Genomic DNA, 16534 nt, shown 5'->3' with positions numbered 1-16534 from the left:
TTTAAGCATTATGGGATTAGGTATAGGAGGCGTTCTTTCAGCTCTTTTTATCGATGGAATTACATTTGGAAAATACCGCCATAAAGTAAGAAGGGTAAGAATGAATTTTGCGAATCTTCCCAAAAGCTTTAAAGGATATAAAATCGTACAGATTTCAGACGTTCACAGTGGAAGTTTTGCGGATCCGGGTAAACTTCAGCACGCGATTGACTTAATCAATGAACAGAATCCCGATCTGGTTCTTTTTACCGGAGATATGGTGAATAATGTTGCTGAAGAATTCAAACCATTCATTCCCTTATTTTCAAAAATTAAAGCAAAAGACGGGAAATTTGCCGTTCTTGGAAATCATGATTACGCAGATTATGTAAGCTGGGACTCTCCGGAAGCCAAAAAGAAAAATCTTGATACCTTAATTGATTACGAAAGACAAGCCGGTTTCGATATGCTTCGGAACGAACACAGAATCATTGAAAAAAATGGCGAACAATTATACATTTTAGGAGTTGAAAACTGGGGACTGAAACCTTTTCCGCAATTTGGAAGATTAGATGATGCCTTAAAAGGAGTTCCGGAATCTGCCGTTAAAATCTTAATGAGCCACGATCCTACCCATTTTGATTATGTGGTGAAAAAACACCCTGCAAATGTTCATTTAACGCTTTCAGGACACACGCACGGAATGCAGTTTGGCTTGGATCTTAAAAACATAAAATGGTCTCCTGTTCAGTATAAATATCCGAAATGGGCAGATTTATATGAGAGCGAAGGAAAAATGCTGTATGTAAACAGAGGTTTCGGAGTTTTGGGATATCCCGGAAGAGTCGGCGTTTTACCGGAAATTACGCTTTTTGAACTTGCTTAAATCACAAACACTTATTGCGTTTGATTCAAAGATATTTTTCACTCAGTTTTTCGATAAGTAAATTTGAATCAATCGCATTCTCATCAAATCTTGTTAAAGCTTCACGAACCTTAGGATATTCATCTATGAATTCAAGGTTTTCGATTTCTTCTAATTTAAAGTCATTCATGATCTTCCGGAACAATTCTTCATCCACTCCCCAATATTTTATATATTTACTTTCATCAATAAATATTTCGACTAAGTTCTCATCATCATTATAGATTAGCCCAAAATTTATAAAAGCATCCTGAGTGAGTTCTTTTTTATATTGATTAATAAATTTTAAAATACTGTCTTTTTCCTCATAATTGCCATAATTTAAGTCAAAATCAATATGCCCAAATAGAACAGCCGCAACTTCGGGTAATGTTTTTGAAAGAGCAACAATTAAATTCCAGAGGTTAGAATTATCAATATTTATTTCAGCAAAAAAATCAAATCCTATCGATTCATTCTCAGAATTATTTTCTTTAAGCTTAAAAGTATATCCCTGAACAATATTTGCAGTTTTACTCTCTTCCCATCTTTTTAAGATTGAAGGATTGTTGGGAATCTCATCTTCATTTAAAAATCTTATCGTTTTGGGGAATTCCAAAGTTTTTTTCATAATTAAAAAATATAATCTTTCATACGGGAAGTAGCCATTTCTTTCTCGTTGATCCAACTGAGGAGGGCATCTAATTTGTCCTCCATTTTTTTGCCTGAATTCAGCCTTCTGTAAAAGGGAATATCAAACGGATATTTCTGGAAATCTGTAAACTGCCATGAATTAAGATAGATCAGAACGAAATCGTCTTTTTTCAGGGTTTCAAAAACCATACTCTGGTAATATTCCATCGGAAGCATCTGAAATACAAAATCGTTATACGGAAGCTGACTGTAAGGAGAAATACTTTCCGGAACAATACTCAATCCGTCTTCCTCGTTAATTTGCGTATCTCTTTTCAGACGTTTAAAAGGAAAAAGAATGTTGGCATTATCTATATTTGAAACGTAATTAAATTCCAGCAGTTTCAAATCCTGCTGTGGAAGTTTATTGTCTTTCTGACGAATTCCGCGAATCTGTTTTTCTAAAAATTCCTGAGTAAATTTTTTAGCATTTTCAATTTCCGGAAGGGTAGAGTTTTTATTATAAAAAGCAATTTCATGCCCTTGGAATGAAATTGCTTTTATTAAATTCTGAAGTTTTTGAGCGATCGAAATCTCTACAAAAAAACTTGCTTTAACATCATGAATGTCTAAAATTCTAAGTATTGCTTTTGTATTATCTTCTGAAATTTTCAGTCTTTCTTCATCGGAAACAGACTGCTGTTTTTTGCAGTCAGCTTCAATATTCAGAATGTTAAATGTGAACAATATCATTTAAACTAAATTTTAGATAATTTTTATAATAAATTAAAAATCAGATGTTAAAATAATTTCTATTTAAATTAAAACTTGAAGTAAATTAATTTTTATTTAATTTTACTTTTAAGTTCTTAATCATGTCTTTAGTCATCTCAGAAATCCCGAAATCATAGCTTAATCCCCAGTCTTTTTTCGCTACGGAATCATCAATTGAAGCCGGCCATGAATCTGCAATTGCCTGTCTGAAATCCGGTTTATAATCGATCTCAAATTCCGGAATTTCTTTCTTAATTTCTTCCGCCAGTTCTTTCGGAGTGAAAGACATTCCGCCCAAATTATAAGATGATCTTACGGTAAGATTTTCTTTTGGAGCATCCATTAATTTCAGGGTTGCATTGATGGCATCATCCATATACAGCATCGGCATTCCTGTATTCTCGGAAATAAAACTTGTGTATTTTCCTTCTTCAATGGCTTCATAAAAAATCTCAACAGCGTAGTCTGTTGTTCCTCCACCTGCAGGAGTTTTCCATGAAATCAATCCCGGATAACGGATGCTTCTTACATCCACTCCATATTTGTCAAAATAATATTCGCACCATTTTTCACCTGCCATTTTAGAAATTCCGTAAACCGTTGTAGGATTTAGAACTACATCCTGCTCTACATTTTCTTTCGGAATTCCCTTTCCGAAAACAGCGATAGAACTCGGCCAGAAAATTTTTTGGATAAGTCCTTCTTTTGCCATTTCACAAAAATGAAGCAGAGGTTCCAGATTTAGCTTCCATGCGAAAATGGGCTGCTTTTCTGATGTACCCGACAATAATGAAGCCAAATGATAAACGGTAGTGATATCGTAATCTTTGATTACCTGTCTAACCAATTGTGTATTCGTAACGTCCATCCTTTCGTAATGACCCGCCGCAGTAATTCCCTTTTGCCATCTGTCGAGTCCCGAAGCCACAACATTTTCAGCTCCGTGGATTTCAACAAGTCTGTTCGTAAGCTCGGTACCAATTTGCCCTAAAGCACCTGTAATAAGTATTCTTTCCGTGTGGGATTTCATTTTTAACTTTTATTTGTTGATCGAAGCAAAAGTAAATATTTTACACCCTATCTTAAAACAAAATCGTAAATTCGAATATAAATTTTGCAAATGAAAAAGATTATCATTTCACTTATTTTAATTTCTTCCACTATTTCAGCACAATACACAGATATTACTATTGTGAAGGAGGTAAAAATTAAAAACAAAGGTGTGGTTGTTTCTGCACATCCACTGGCAAGTGAAGCCGGAGCAAAAATTCTTAAATCGGGAGGAAATGCCTATGATGCTATTGTTGCCACACAATATGCACTTGCCGTTGTATATCCGCAGGCAGGAAATATCGGCGGAGGCGGATTTTTGGTTGGTGTAAAAAGTAATGGTGAAAAATTTACGCTCGATTATCGTGAGACTGCGCCTAAAAAAGCAAGCCGCGATATGTACGTCGATAAAAACGGCAAAGCCAATACGGATCTTTCCCAAAACGGAAGATTAGCTGTCGGAATTCCAGGAAGTGTGGCAGGTTTTTTTGCTACTTTAAAATACTGTAAACTTCCGATGGACAAATTAATTCAGCCTGCCATAGATCTTGCTGAAAAAGGCTTTGCGATTACCGAACAGGAAGCTAACTTACTGAATAACAACAAACAGAATTTCCAGAAGCACAATCAGTCTTCTATTGTTTTTGTTAAAGATATTCCATGGAAAGCCGGAGATCTTTTGGTTCAGAAGGATTTGGCTGAAACGTTAAAGTTAATTCAGAAACAAGGTTTAAAAGGCTTTTATGAAGGAAAAACAGCGGAACTTCTGGTTTCTGAGATGAAAAAAGGAAACGGAATTATTAGTTCGGAAGATCTTAAAAACTATAAAGTTGCCGAAAGAAAAGCACTTGAATTTGATTACAAAGGAAATCAGGTGGTTTCTATGCCTTTGCCTTCTAGCGGCGGACTTCTTCTTGCGCAAATGCTGAAAATGGCAACTTATGAAAATCTGGAAAAATATCAGCAAAATTCTACACAGGCTGTTCAGGTGATGGTGGAAGCCGAAAGAAGAGCGTATGCAGACAGAGCGGAATATATGGGGGATCCGGATTTTATTCAGGATAAAACGTCTTATCTGATTTCTGACGAATATCTGAAAAACCGCTGGAAAAGTTTCAGTTTCAGCAAAGCAACTCCGAGTGCTGAAGTCGGAAAAATAACCAAACAGCCGAAAGAATCTACAGAAACGACTCATATTTCCGTTATTGATAAGGATGGAAACGCGGCAGCTGTTACCACGACTTTAAATGGTTTATACGGTAGTAAAGTTGTTGTTTCGGGAGCGGGATTTTTCTTAAATAATGAAATGGATGATTTTTCCATAAAACCGGGTGTTCCGAATATGTTTGGAGCAGTGGGAGGAGAAGCCAATTCCATTCAGCCAAATAAAAGGATGCTTTCTTCGATGACACCAACCATTGTTCTGAAAAACGGAAAACCTTATATGGTAGTGGGAACTCCGGGAGGAACTACTATTCCGACCTCTGTTTATCAGGCTATCGTTGATGTTATTGATTTTAAGCAGAATGCAAATATTTCTGTAAATGCTCCGAAATTTCATCATCAGTGGCTTCCTGAAACGGTTGCTTTTGAAAAGAATTTTCCTGAAACCACGATTAAAGATCTGGAAAAATTAGGATACAAATCTGAAAAATGGAACCAGATCGGAAGAACAGAAATGATTCTGATTGATGACAACGGAAATATTCATGCGGTTGCGGATGGTCGTGGTGACGATTCTGTTGCAGTGGAATAATTTACGTTTTTGTAGTTAATTTTAAAAAACTGACTCAAAAACATGTTAATTAATTGATTATCATGCATTTTCATTTATCAGAATGGCAAGAGTGGAATAATCTGGATTTTTAAGACATATGTTTAAGATTTTTCTTTATCAAAAATTAGAGAACGATTTAAAATAATTTGGTTTCGGCTCGGGCTTCGCCCGAGCCGAAACTATTCATGACATTTGTCATTATTTAAAGCAAATTTCACTAATTTTCGGTTTTTAAAATCCATATTCTTGTGAAAGCAAAAAAGATTTACCACCAGCTTTATTTTCAGGTTATTATTGCGATTGTTGCAGGAATTCTTTTAGGAAGATTTTATCCGGAACTTGGTGAAAAGATGAAACCTTTGGGTGACGGATTCATCAAACTCGTGAAAATGATTATTGCTCCGGTGATTTTCATTACTCTTACCTTGGGAATTGCACACATGACTGACCTGAAGAAAGTAGGCAGAATTGCGGTTAAAGCGATGATCTATTTCCTTACGTTTTCAACATTGGCATTGGTTATCGGTTTGGTGGTAGGAAATATCTTACAGCCGGGTCATGGTCTTAATATTGATCCTTCTACCCTTTCGGGCGATGTTTCTCAGTATCAGCAAAAAGCTCATGAAACGACCTTGACGGGTTTCATCATGAATATTATTCCGGAAACGCTGTTCAGTCCGTTGGTTGGAGATAATATTCTGCAGGTTCTTCTTGTTGCTATTTTAATGGGAGTAGCTTTGGTTTTAACGAAAGAAAAGAGCCAGAAAGTAACGGATTTTTTACAGGATCTTTCCACTCCCGTTTTCAAAATTGTGCATATGCTGATGAAACTGGCGCCGATCGGAGCTTTTGGAGCAATGGCTTTTACCATCGGAAAATATGGACTTCATTCGGTTTTGAATCTGATTTTTTTGGTGGGAACCTTTTATATAACTTCTGCATTATTTGTGGTTTTGGTTTTGGGAGCAGTAGCAAGGTACAACGGTTTTAATATTTTTAAACTGATCTATTATCTCAAAGAGGAACTTTTACTGGTCTTAGGAACGAGTTCTTCAGAATCTGCACTTCCCGGAATAATGGAAAAGCTTGAAAAGGCAGGATGCTCAAGAGCGATTGTGGGTTTGGTGGTTCCTACGGGATATTCTTTTAATCTTGACGGAACCAATATTTATATGACGCTGGCTTCACTTTTTATTGCTCAGGCTCTGAATATTCATCTGCCGATTGAGAAACAGATTATTCTTCTTTTGGTTGCCATGCTGAGTTCTAAAGGTGCAGCCGGAGTTACGGGAGCGGGATTTGTGACTTTAGCGGCAACATTAGCGGTTGTTCCTGAAATTCCGATTGCCGGAATGACGCTGATTTTAGGAATCGATAAGTTTATGAGTGAATGCCGTGCTTTAACCAACGTAATCGGAAATTCTGTTGCAACGGTAGTCGTTGCCAACTGGGAAAAGCAACTGGATAAAGAGCAACTGCACTATTGTCTGGATCATCCGAATGAAGTGGAAAAAAAACTGGAGGTTTAGCCTGACATTGTTTAATCTGAAACATATTTAGTTTTATAATGACTTTCATTTTAGCCGCGATTGAGCGGCGTGTCTGAGCTCTTTTTTGGATTCGGCGGCTGCTTCGCAGCCGCCGAATCCAAAAAAAGCGAGTAGCGAAAGCGCGAAACAGCTCCTAAAATTAAATAGATAACAATTTCTTTTTTACCGGAATGACCGTTTTTAGATTAAAATTCTTAAGCTCGAAGGCTGAACTTTTACATGAACCGGGGATTTTATTTTGTTGAATTCTCCGTCGAGATGCCAGTTTTTGGTATTCACTTTAAATTCTATTTCGGAAACAGGCAAATAGGTAACGTAATCGTCCTGTTTCAGTTTTTTGGTAAACATTCTGAACGCAAAAAGCATGGAATAGAAGAAAGGGAATTTTTTGACGAGAACCATATCTACCAAACCATCACTTTTACTTGCATGAGGTGCGATGTAGGCATTGTTTCCAAACTGTCGTGTGTTGGCGATGTTCACCATTAAATATTTCCCGTTGTACTGCTTGTATTTTTCGTCAAAAAACTTAAGTTTGATTGGCTTGTAGCTGAAAAAGGTTTTAAAGGAAACTTTGATGTAGTTTTTAAATCCTCTTGTGGTTTTTTCAAATTCCTTTACGACTTTACCATCGAAGCCGGTTCCGGAAACATTGATGGAAAGTCTGTCGTTTACTGTGAACGTATCAATTTTTCTGGAATTTCCTGTTCTGATCTTTTCCAGAAGTTCGTCCAGATTTTTGCTGAACTGGGTTTCGTTGGAAAACCCGTTTCCTGACCCTGCCGGAAAAATCGCAAGAATTTTTTCTGTATCAATGAGGTTTCTGGCTACGGTAGAAATGGTTCCGTCGCCTCCGATGGCTACAAAAATATCAACGTCATTAAAATGATCCTGAATAAACTGATCGGTTCCGGGAATGGATTCGGAGATGTAATACAAAGGATCTTTCACCTTTGCTTTCAGTTCGTTGAGAAACGGCTGATAATTTTTTTTTGCCGAAAAAGGATTGATGATGAAAGCGACTTTTTCCATTAGTGCAAAAATAAAAAATGCTCCCGATCTGGAAGCATGATTGTTATTTAATTTTCATTCTTTTTATAAATTCGGGAGTAAGAGTTCCTTTAAGTTCTGACCACGAAATCGGGATGGTGATGTCTCCTGCTGCAAAAGCTGTAATTTCGTACGGACTGTAATGGAAATATAGGTTTTTGTCGTCAAAATAGAAGTTCTCTGTTGCCGGAATTTTATCTACCAGAAGCATTTCGGAGTTATTAACTTCTCCTTTCTCGTCAGTGGTTCCTCTATTGGTTCTGTTGATGTTTTTCATTAAAAGGGCTTCCAGTTTTTCTTTTGGCATGGAAGTGATGTCTTTTAATTCTAATTTTTTATTGTTTTGAAGATCAAAAACTCTTTCGGAATAACCATAATTATCGTGCGCTCCGCCTTCATATGAAGCCCAAAAGTATTCTATCTGCAGATAATCTTTGGTATTGGATTTTACTTTCATTGCTGTATCCGAATACCATTCCTGAGAGAACGAGATATCTGAAATCCACTCTTTTGAATCTTTTCTGAGTCTGTTGAAATAGATATTTTTGCTTTTCTGCAGGTAATTCTGTAATCCTTCTCTGGAAAAATCTCCAATATTCTTTTCTGTAAAATAAATACTGTCTAATAAGGGTTTATCCTTAATCGTCGGGAACAATAATTTGGTGGACGAATATTTAATGGTTAAAGAATCGCTTAATTTAGTCGAATCGCTAATTTTCACGGAATCTACAGTAAACTTTTCAGGTGCTGCAGTTTCTGTTTCATTCAAATTATTGTTTTCCGCCTTTTTACAGGCTGAAAAAATAAAGAAAGCAGAAAGTGCTAAAACAGCAATCGTATTTTTCATAATTCTGATTTCCTTCTGCAATGCAAAAACCATTCAAAAGATGAATGGTTTAAGATTATTTTGAAAAAAAAATTTTAATTACTGTTTCTTTACAAGACTGATTACCTGATTTTCCTGTTTGGAAGCCACTCCCCAAATCTGCTTAAAAGCAGGGTAATATTCTTTCTCATAAGTGGGACTCTTAACTTTGGTGGTAGAAATTACCTCAATCTTATTTCCTTTTTGTTCAGCAATATAACTGTATTCGATTTCTTTGTCGTCCGTTACAATTTTTTTGTTTTTCGGCATCTCTTCAACCAGATATCCTTCCGGAATTTCCAAAACCACTTTTTTAATTCTGGTGAATGGCGAAGTGAAATCGATAAGGTATTTTCTTTCTTCGGTCTGATCGAATTCGTTTGAGTTTTTATTTAAAAACAACATCGGATTGATAATCATTTTCTTTCCGATCCTGTCAATCAAATTCTCGGAAGAAAATTTCATGGTGCTTTCAAAATCCCCGTTCTCAAGTACTTTAGAATCGATATTGGTGAAATCTATAGAAAAATTATCTTTATACTGTTTTTTGTACTTATCTGCATTGTCGTCGTAGTTTTCTTTCGCAAAAATGGCATAGGTTCCGGTATCTTTATCAGAATAGGTTCCGGAAATACTTCCGTCTGCATTAATTTTTGCCTCTGCGGTAAGATAAGTGAAACTTGTTTTTGCATTGATCATTGATAACTGCTGAACTTTATCTTTATTCATCAAAATTCCGAACTGATTCCAGTCTCTTGGTGGCAACTGATCGATTGAAGACTGCTTTGAAGTGGCATCATACAAATGAAAACCATCTTTTGTCTGAACGGCAGCAATTACAAAATTCATATTGGAAACATTAGGTGAAGCGATATTGATAAGACCGTTACTCACTGTGGAAATGGTAAGCGGATCTGCTTTAATTCCGGCTTCACGAAGCATCATGACCAGAAAAAGGTTGATTTCTGCCGCATTTCCTGTCTTTGTTTCGAGCATTTTCTTGATTCCGTCTTCTACATAAAGTCCTCTGTCTTTATTCCATATAAAGGTATTTTTAACATAATTGAATATTGCATTTGCTTTTTCAATCTCATCTGATATTCCCGAAATATTTGCCGGCATATTGTCTTTTGCCAGTCTTGTCTTCTTTAATTCGCTTCCGAAATCTTCATTATCGTATAATCTGTCTTTGATCTGTTCCCAGGATGAAGAATACAATTTAAGTTCCTTAAAATTTGTTGAATGAAGCTCTGCGCCTATTTTTGTTCTGTAATTTCTGTCATTGTTTACAAACTTCTCGGTTTTAAATCCTTTTACGTTTTCAAATCCGAACCGGTATGTTCTGTAATTCATTCCGTACATCAATCTTTCTTCCACTTCTCTGTATTTCGGGGTCAAAAAACCCGTGTAATTTAAGTTGTAAGAAATATTTGATGGACTGTCTAAAACATATTCCGTATATAAAGAAGGGGTGTCTGTTTCAATCGTAATTTCCGGAACTACGTAAAGAAACGGAGAAGTAACCTCATACTGATATTCTATGATGGAGCCGTTTTTCACATTCGGAAATGCAAATTTTGTAATGGAAACATATTTGCTTTCCTTACTCTTAAATTTCGAACTTTTATCTACTTTTGTGGCCACAGAAGTACCATTTTCCAGGTTGTATGTGAAAGCTTTAACCTTCGAAATGGTTTCCTGATTGCTGCCACTCTGATATAACGGAATTTCAAGGTTCAACCAGTCTTCCGCCTTGTCTTTATCATAAATTTTAACTCTGTAAAATGCTTTTTTCACCAGATCTCCTGTATTATTGTCAATACTGAAATGCAGAGACTTGAATAAAATTTCGGCAGGTGCATTTTCGTCCAAAGCAGATTTCTGTTTTGTAAGATCTGCATCATTAAATTTAGGATAATTAAGAAATTCATGCTTTTGTGCCTCAATAAATATCAAATTCATTGAGCAGAAAGCCACTAGAAATATTTTTTTCATGTTAAATTTTAGAAATTAAAATTTTTGAGTTGTCGATGTTAATGGTTTTTTTTCGGAAATTAACGTAATCGTTATATTTTTCTTTCGGATAAAGTCCTTTATTGATTCTGATAATTCGGCTGACTTTCAGTTCTTCACCATTTTTTACAAAGCTTAATTTGTAGGTTCCGAATTCTGAGTTTAGCGTAACATTCTCAGGAAGTTCCTCAATTTTATAATTCTTAGGAAGGGCAAAACTTATTTCATATTCATCCTGAAAAGATTGTCTTAATTCAAAAGGCAATTCCCTGTTTTCGTCTGTTTTGTAAACATTGTTTGAATAAATAGGTACTGCTCTGAAAATCATACTGCTTCCGGCGTTTTTAGAATAATTATTCGCTTTAAAATCAAGATCAAACTTTGCAACAGCATTGTCTTTATCGTTCAGGAAATTTTTCATTTCAATCTTTTCAAAATGAAGGACATCCAACAGATTTTTTATGGCTTCATTTCTTTCTTTTGGTGACATCGCTGCAAGAACGAGATTGTTATCATACTGAATTCCTGTATACGCAAAATTACCTTCCCCGGAAATACTGTTGTCTTCATTAAGCTTTATTTTTAAAAGCTGTTTTTCTTTGCTCTGGTCTGCTGTATAAACCGGAGTATCGATTAATTCAATTCCGTTTTTTCTGATGGAAAGTACATTTCTTTCTGTGGTTCCGTAACTTAAATGATTAAAAGCTATTTGCTGAGATGTGTTTTCCAGCCAGATATTTCCTTTTTCAGCAGGAACCATCAGAATAACATGGTTTCCTCCCATTTTAGGAAAATCTTTATCAAACGAAACCGGAGAAGAACCAGAATTGATCACCGAATAATAAGACGGAATTCCTGCTTCATCCAGTAAAGTTTTCATATAATTTGTTAATCCCTTGCAGTCACCATATCCTTTTTTCTGAACCTCATCCGGAAGCATCGGCTGCCAACCGCCGATTCCCAACGCTACGAAAATATACCTTGTCTTACTCTGCATATACTGATACAGTTTTCTTACTTTTTCTTCGGTTGTTCCCTGTAAATTTAATGCTGCAACTTCCGCTTTGATTGCAGGTGTTGATAAAGAAACCGGTTGTAAAATGCTGTTGTAATACCAAGATCCGAACTCACCCCAGTTGTTTATACTCCCCTGCTTTCCTTCAAGATTGAATTTCGTTAATGCAAAACTTACTTTTGGCAAAATTTTTATCGGCTGGGGAAGCAAAAAAACATCATCAATAGCCGGAACATTTTTATAAGAGTATATTTTTTCTCCCGCATTATCGCTTTCTATAACTGAAGCATAGTTATAAGCCGAAGGATACGTTTTTGTTTTAAGTTCAATACCGGATTTATTGATGATCTTCATCTGAGCTTCTTCCAGTGAGATATTGGTTGATCTGAAAGGAATAAAATCCGGCAGGAAAACTGTATTTTCATCACCTATCTGATAAGAAAATTCAACGGTGTAAGGATATTGAGTCGGAGTATATGACATAGCCATCACTCGGTTATCCGAATAGAAAGTTCCCTGATTGTTATTGGCAAAATCTCCAAAATCTGACTTGGAAAATGACTTGATCTTCTTTCCGGATTCATCGTAAATATTTACCTTGATATCTGAAATACTATTGCCTTTTTCATAAGGGATATAAATCTGTGCATCAGAGTCACCATCTTTGTTCAAAACTGTAGTAACCGTATAATACTGATATTTTATATCATCAATTTTATTGATCTGAATGGTTGTAAGATCTTTCCTGATCACCGCATCTGCATTTTTCTTCAGATTTTCAGGAATAGCTGAAACCGGAAAGTTTTGTGAGTAGTAAAAAGAAGCCATCGAAAGCGCTCCAATACAAAGTATTTTCATCATGGTTATTTAAATTTAGCAAAAATAATGAAATCTTATAACTGACAAAATTATTTTTTATTGCATTAAAGACTTTATAATGAAAAAAAAAGACTCCATTGCTGAAGTCTTTCTTTTGTTTTTTTAGCTTGTTTATTTAGTTTTTAATTAAACTTATAACCTGATTCTCGCTTTCATTAATTATTTTCCATATCTGCTTGAAAAACGGATAATATTCTTTAGGGTAATTTTGACTTGCAACATCTACTTTAGAAATCACTGTAAGCTTATTATTTGCCACTTCAATATTGTAACTAAATGATATTTCCTTATCATCTGTTGAAATTTTCTTAGGCTTTGGAAGATCTGCAACTTTGTATCCATCGGGAATATTTATTTCAACTTTTTTTTCTTGGGTAAATGCAGAAGTAAAATCTATCTGATTTTTTCTTTCTTCTTTCTGATCGAAATTTTCATTACCTATATTTAAAAATAATAATGGATTTAAAATAATTTTGCTTCCGACAATATCCATTAAGTTAGCGCTTGAAAAATTCATTTTGGATTCGAAATCTCCATTTGATAATAACTTTGATTCAATATCTTTTAAATTAACTCTATAATCAGTTTTAAAAGCCTGATTGTATTTATCATTATTATCATCAAAACTATCATAAGCTTCAATAGCGTACAGACCACTTTCTTTTTTCGTTAAAGTACCTTTAATGTCAGAATTTTGTAAATCTATATCAGCTTTTATTACCAATTCTTTTTTACTGATACTTTTATTTGAAAAGTATAAATCTGTACCTTTATCTTTTTCAATCAAAATTCCAAAATCATTCCAGTCTCTTTCAGGTAACATATTTACTTTAGAATTAAATGATGTTGCATCAAATAGATAAAACTGTTTATCTATTTTCACCGCAGCTATTACAAAATCTAAATTATTAATGTTTGGGGAGACAATATTTAAAATTCCATTATCTATAGTAGAAATTAAAAGAGGATTGGCTTCTAAACCAGCACTCCTAAGTGCTGAAATCAATAATAAATTTATATCAGCAGCATTTCCTGATTTAGTTTTTATTATTTGCTTTAAACTTTGACTTGGAATTATACCTGATTCCTTATTCCATTTAAAATTATTTTTTATGAAATCAAATATTTTATTTGCTCTTTCTTTAGAATCATAATATGTTCTTATATTTTCTGGAATATTATCTCTTATATCACTTTTTAGGAAACCTCCAAAATGTTCATTTTGATTAAGTCTTTCCGCAACTTTATTCCAACTTTCTGCTGTTTCATAAATCATATATCCTATAGCATATCTTGTAAGCTCTGGCTTGATGCGCGATCTGTATCTATCTACATTTTTAACGAAATTTTCTTTTTGAATAGATTTCATGTTTTCATAGCCTAGACGATAAATATTATAGCCAATTCTTAAACGATCTTCTGAGGTTGTAACATAATGCTGAGGCTTAATGAGATTACCCGCAGTATTGAAAAAATAAGTTATTGTCTCTGGAGATTCCAGGTTATATTCCTGATAAACAACAGGTATATCATATTGTAAGTAATAGGTCAAATTAAATATTCCTGTATTCATTTTGTACGAATACATTATAACCGATCCATCGTTAACGTTTGGAATGGCTAATTTAAAATATTTCACACCTTTAACTAATGTTTCTTTTAATTGATCTTTTTTATTGAGCGTTTTCTTTTCTACCCTGTTATCTTGATAATTATAAATGTTAAGCTCAAAATCAGATAAAGTTTCGTCATTAATTACAGGAATCTCAATGTTCAGCCAATTTTCAGCCCTTTTCTTGTCATAAATTTTTATTTTCGAATAGAAAGTTTTTTCTGCCTTACCTCCTTTAATATCATATCTGACACTATTAAATAAAATCTCCGCAGGAGCGTCTTTTTCTATAGCTGATTGTGTTTTTTTTAAGTCTGCCTCGTCAAATTTAGGATAATTAAGAAATTTATGTTCCTGGGCAAAGCAAATAGCTGTAATAAAAATATAAAACAGATTTAATTTTTTAATTATTTTCATTAAAATGGTTTTAGTTTTTTTTAGAAATTAAAATTTTAGAATTATCTGAGTTTAAAATTTTCTTACGAAAACTTGTATAATCAGTAAATTTTTCTTTTGAATAAAGACCTTTTTTGATATTAATTGTACGTTTTACAATAAGTTTATTTGATTCTTTTTCAAAAGTTATTTTGTATGAACCAAATTCTGAAGTAAGGTTTGTATTTTGAGGAAGTTCTTCTATAAAGTAGTCTTGAGGTAATTCATAAATGATTTCTGCATCATCCTGATAAGCTAATCTACTCTCAAATGGTAATTGTCTCTCAGGATCTTCTTGATATACTGCTTCCTTATAGATAGGAACTGCCCTAAAAATGTAACTGCTTCCAACTAATTTTGAATAGTTTAATGCTTTAAAGTTTAAATCAAAATTTATAATTGCATCATTTTTATCATTATTAAAGTTTTTTATTTCAACATTTTCAAGATCTAATGTAGAATAAGTCTTTTTCAAGAATTCGGTCTTGTCTTTCTCAGGAATTAATAAATACATTAGATTAAAATCATACTGAGCTCCTGAATACGAGAACTTACCTTTCCCACTAATAGATTTGTCTGAATTTATTTGAACATAAAGCGTCTGCTTTTCTTTATTTTGTTCAGCCGACAGACTGGGAGTCTGCACAATATCAATTCCGTCAGGCTTTACCATAAGAACATTTCTGTCTGTAGTACTAAAACTTAGATGGTTGAATGCCGTCTGTTGTGAAGTATTTTCCAGCCAGATATTGCCTTTTTCTGTAGGAATTGTAAGTATCACATGATTTCCCGCCATTTTTGGAAAATCTTTATCAAAACTTATAGATGAAGGGTTTGAATTTATGATAGAATAATACGATTTTATTCCCGCTTCATCCAAAAGCGTTCTCATGTAATTGGTAAGCCCTTTACAATCTCCATATCCTTTTTTCTGAACTTCATCAGGTAGCATGGGCTGCCAACCTCCAATCCCCAAAGCAACAAAAATATATCTGGTTTTATTTTGCATATACTGATAGATCTTCTTTACTCTTTCTTCGGTCGTTCCGGATAAATTTAAAGAAGTTATTTCTGCCTTAATCTCAGGTGTAGAAACAGAGACAGGAGTTAATAAATTTTGGTAATACCACGTTCCGAAATCTTTCCAGGATGTAATACTTCCCTGTTTTCCTTCAAGATTGAATTTGTCCAGAGAAAAACTAACTTTCGGAAGAAGTTTTGGAGGACTTGGAACCAATTGTCCATTGTCTATAGCCGGAACATTCTTATAAGTATACAGTTTATTTTCTCCATTTGATTTAATATCTACAGATGTATAATTAAAAGGAGATTCATAGACCTTAGAACGAAGATTAATTCCTGATTTATTAATTATGTTAAATGTACTTTCTTCTAAGGAAATGTTATAATCATAAAATGGTACAAAATCTGGAATAAAAACAGTATTTTCATCATTCAGTTCATAGCTAAATTCTACCGTGTAAGGAAAACTGGATGCTGTAAAAGGAAGAATTAACATTCTGCTGTCTGAATAAAAGCTTCCTTGAGGATTCGCTGCAATATCTGTAAAATCACTTTTAGAATAACTTTTTAGTTTATTACCTTTCTCATCATAAACTATAACCTTAACCTCTGAAATATTATCTCCTTTTTGATAAGAAATTCTAGGTATAGCATAAGGAATAGCATCTTTATTTAATACCGTAATTACAGAAGATCTTTTGTAAGTAATATCATCTATCTTATTAATTTGGACAATGTCATTTTCTTTTCTGATAACAACGCTTGCGTTTTTCTTCAGATTCTCAGGAATAGCAGAAACCGGAAAGTTTTGTGAGTAGTAAAAAGAAGCCATCGAAAGCGCTCCAATACAAAGTATTTTCATCATGGTTATTAAAATTTAGCAAAAATAATGAAATCTTATAACTGACAAAATTATTTTTTATTGTATTGAATAGTTAATATTGAAAAAGAAAAAAGACTCCATTGCTGAAGTCT

The 16534-nt window shown here is 34.0% G+C and carries 12 protein-coding genes; 3 read left to right on the top strand and 9 right to left on the bottom strand.

All coding sequences use genetic code 11. From position 1 onward, the window contains the following. Nucleotides 1-865 (top strand): metallophosphoesterase (locus WFK35_RS11295; protein ID WP_336732714.1); only part of this gene is annotated, 865 nt, incomplete at its 5' end. Nucleotides 866-890: 25 nt separating this feature from the next. On the opposite strand, the gene WFK35_RS11290 is transcribed toward WFK35_RS11295, so the two are convergent. The 3 genes from WFK35_RS11290 to WFK35_RS11280 form a co-directional block, all read right to left on the bottom strand. Beyond that, nucleotides 891-1514 (bottom strand): hypothetical protein, encoded by a 624-nt coding sequence (locus tag WFK35_RS11290; protein WP_214589235.1) that lies wholly within the window; start codon nucleotides 1512-1514, stop codon nucleotides 891-893. Between the two features lie 2 nt (nucleotides 1515-1516). Continuing rightward, nucleotides 1517-2269, bottom strand: coding sequence for a polysaccharide deacetylase family protein (locus tag WFK35_RS11285; protein WP_336689592.1), 753 nt, complete (start codon nucleotides 2267-2269; stop codon nucleotides 1517-1519). A gap of 85 nt (nucleotides 2270-2354) precedes the next feature. Beyond that, nucleotides 2355-3320 (bottom strand): NAD-dependent epimerase/dehydratase family protein, encoded by a 966-nt coding sequence (locus WFK35_RS11280; protein WP_235131188.1) that lies wholly within the window; start codon nucleotides 3318-3320, stop codon nucleotides 2355-2357. A gap of 90 nt (nucleotides 3321-3410) precedes the next feature. On the opposite strand from WFK35_RS11280, the gene ggt reads away from it, so the two are divergent. Together ggt and WFK35_RS11270 are read left to right on the top strand one after the other, a co-directional pair. After that, a complete protein-coding gene (gene ggt / locus WFK35_RS11275; protein WP_336732713.1) occupies nucleotides 3411-5096 on the top strand; it encodes a gamma-glutamyltransferase in 1686 nt (561 codons plus the stop codon). 269 nt (nucleotides 5097-5365) lie between these two features. Continuing rightward, a complete protein-coding gene (locus WFK35_RS11270) occupies nucleotides 5366-6646 on the top strand; it encodes a dicarboxylate/amino acid:cation symporter (RefSeq protein WP_336732712.1) in 1281 nt (426 codons plus the stop codon). A 201-nt stretch (nucleotides 6647-6847) separates the two neighbouring features. Here WFK35_RS11270 and WFK35_RS11265 read toward each other — a convergent pair whose 3' ends face one another. The 6 genes from WFK35_RS11265 to WFK35_RS11240 all read right to left on the bottom strand — a co-directional run bounded on the left by WFK35_RS11265 (nucleotide 6848) and on the right by WFK35_RS11240 (nucleotide 16424). Next, nucleotides 6848-7699 (bottom strand): diacylglycerol/lipid kinase family protein, encoded by an 852-nt coding sequence (locus WFK35_RS11265; RefSeq protein WP_336732711.1) that lies wholly within the window; start codon nucleotides 7697-7699, stop codon nucleotides 6848-6850. A gap of 43 nt (nucleotides 7700-7742) precedes the next feature. Further along, nucleotides 7743-8564, bottom strand: a complete 822-nt coding sequence (locus WFK35_RS11260) for an RsiV family protein (RefSeq protein ID WP_336732710.1) — start codon at nucleotides 8562-8564, stop codon at nucleotides 7743-7745. A 78-nt stretch (nucleotides 8565-8642) separates the two neighbouring features. Beyond that, nucleotides 8643-10577, bottom strand: coding sequence for a transglutaminase-like domain-containing protein (locus tag WFK35_RS11255; protein ID WP_336732709.1), 1935 nt, complete (start codon nucleotides 10575-10577; stop codon nucleotides 8643-8645). 1 nt (nucleotide 10578) lies between these two features. Continuing rightward, a complete protein-coding gene (locus WFK35_RS11250) occupies nucleotides 10579-12471 on the bottom strand; it encodes a DUF3857 domain-containing protein (protein WP_336732708.1) in 1893 nt (630 codons plus the stop codon). A 133-nt stretch (nucleotides 12472-12604) separates the two neighbouring features. Then, complete coding sequence (locus WFK35_RS11245; protein ID WP_336732707.1) at nucleotides 12605-14518, bottom strand: transglutaminase-like domain-containing protein; 1914 nt, start codon at nucleotides 14516-14518, stop codon at nucleotides 12605-12607. Nucleotides 14519-14528: 10 nt separating this feature from the next. Continuing rightward, nucleotides 14529-16424, bottom strand: a complete 1896-nt coding sequence (locus WFK35_RS11240) for a DUF3857 domain-containing protein (RefSeq protein WP_336732706.1) — start codon at nucleotides 16422-16424, stop codon at nucleotides 14529-14531. Nucleotides 16425-16534 lie beyond the last annotated feature (110 nt).

It is taken from the genome of Chryseobacterium sp. VD8 (assembly GCF_037149975.1).
GTDB lineage: Bacteria > Bacteroidota > Bacteroidia > Flavobacteriales > Weeksellaceae > Chryseobacterium > Chryseobacterium indicum.
This window is presented reverse-complemented; position numbering and strand designations above follow the sequence as displayed.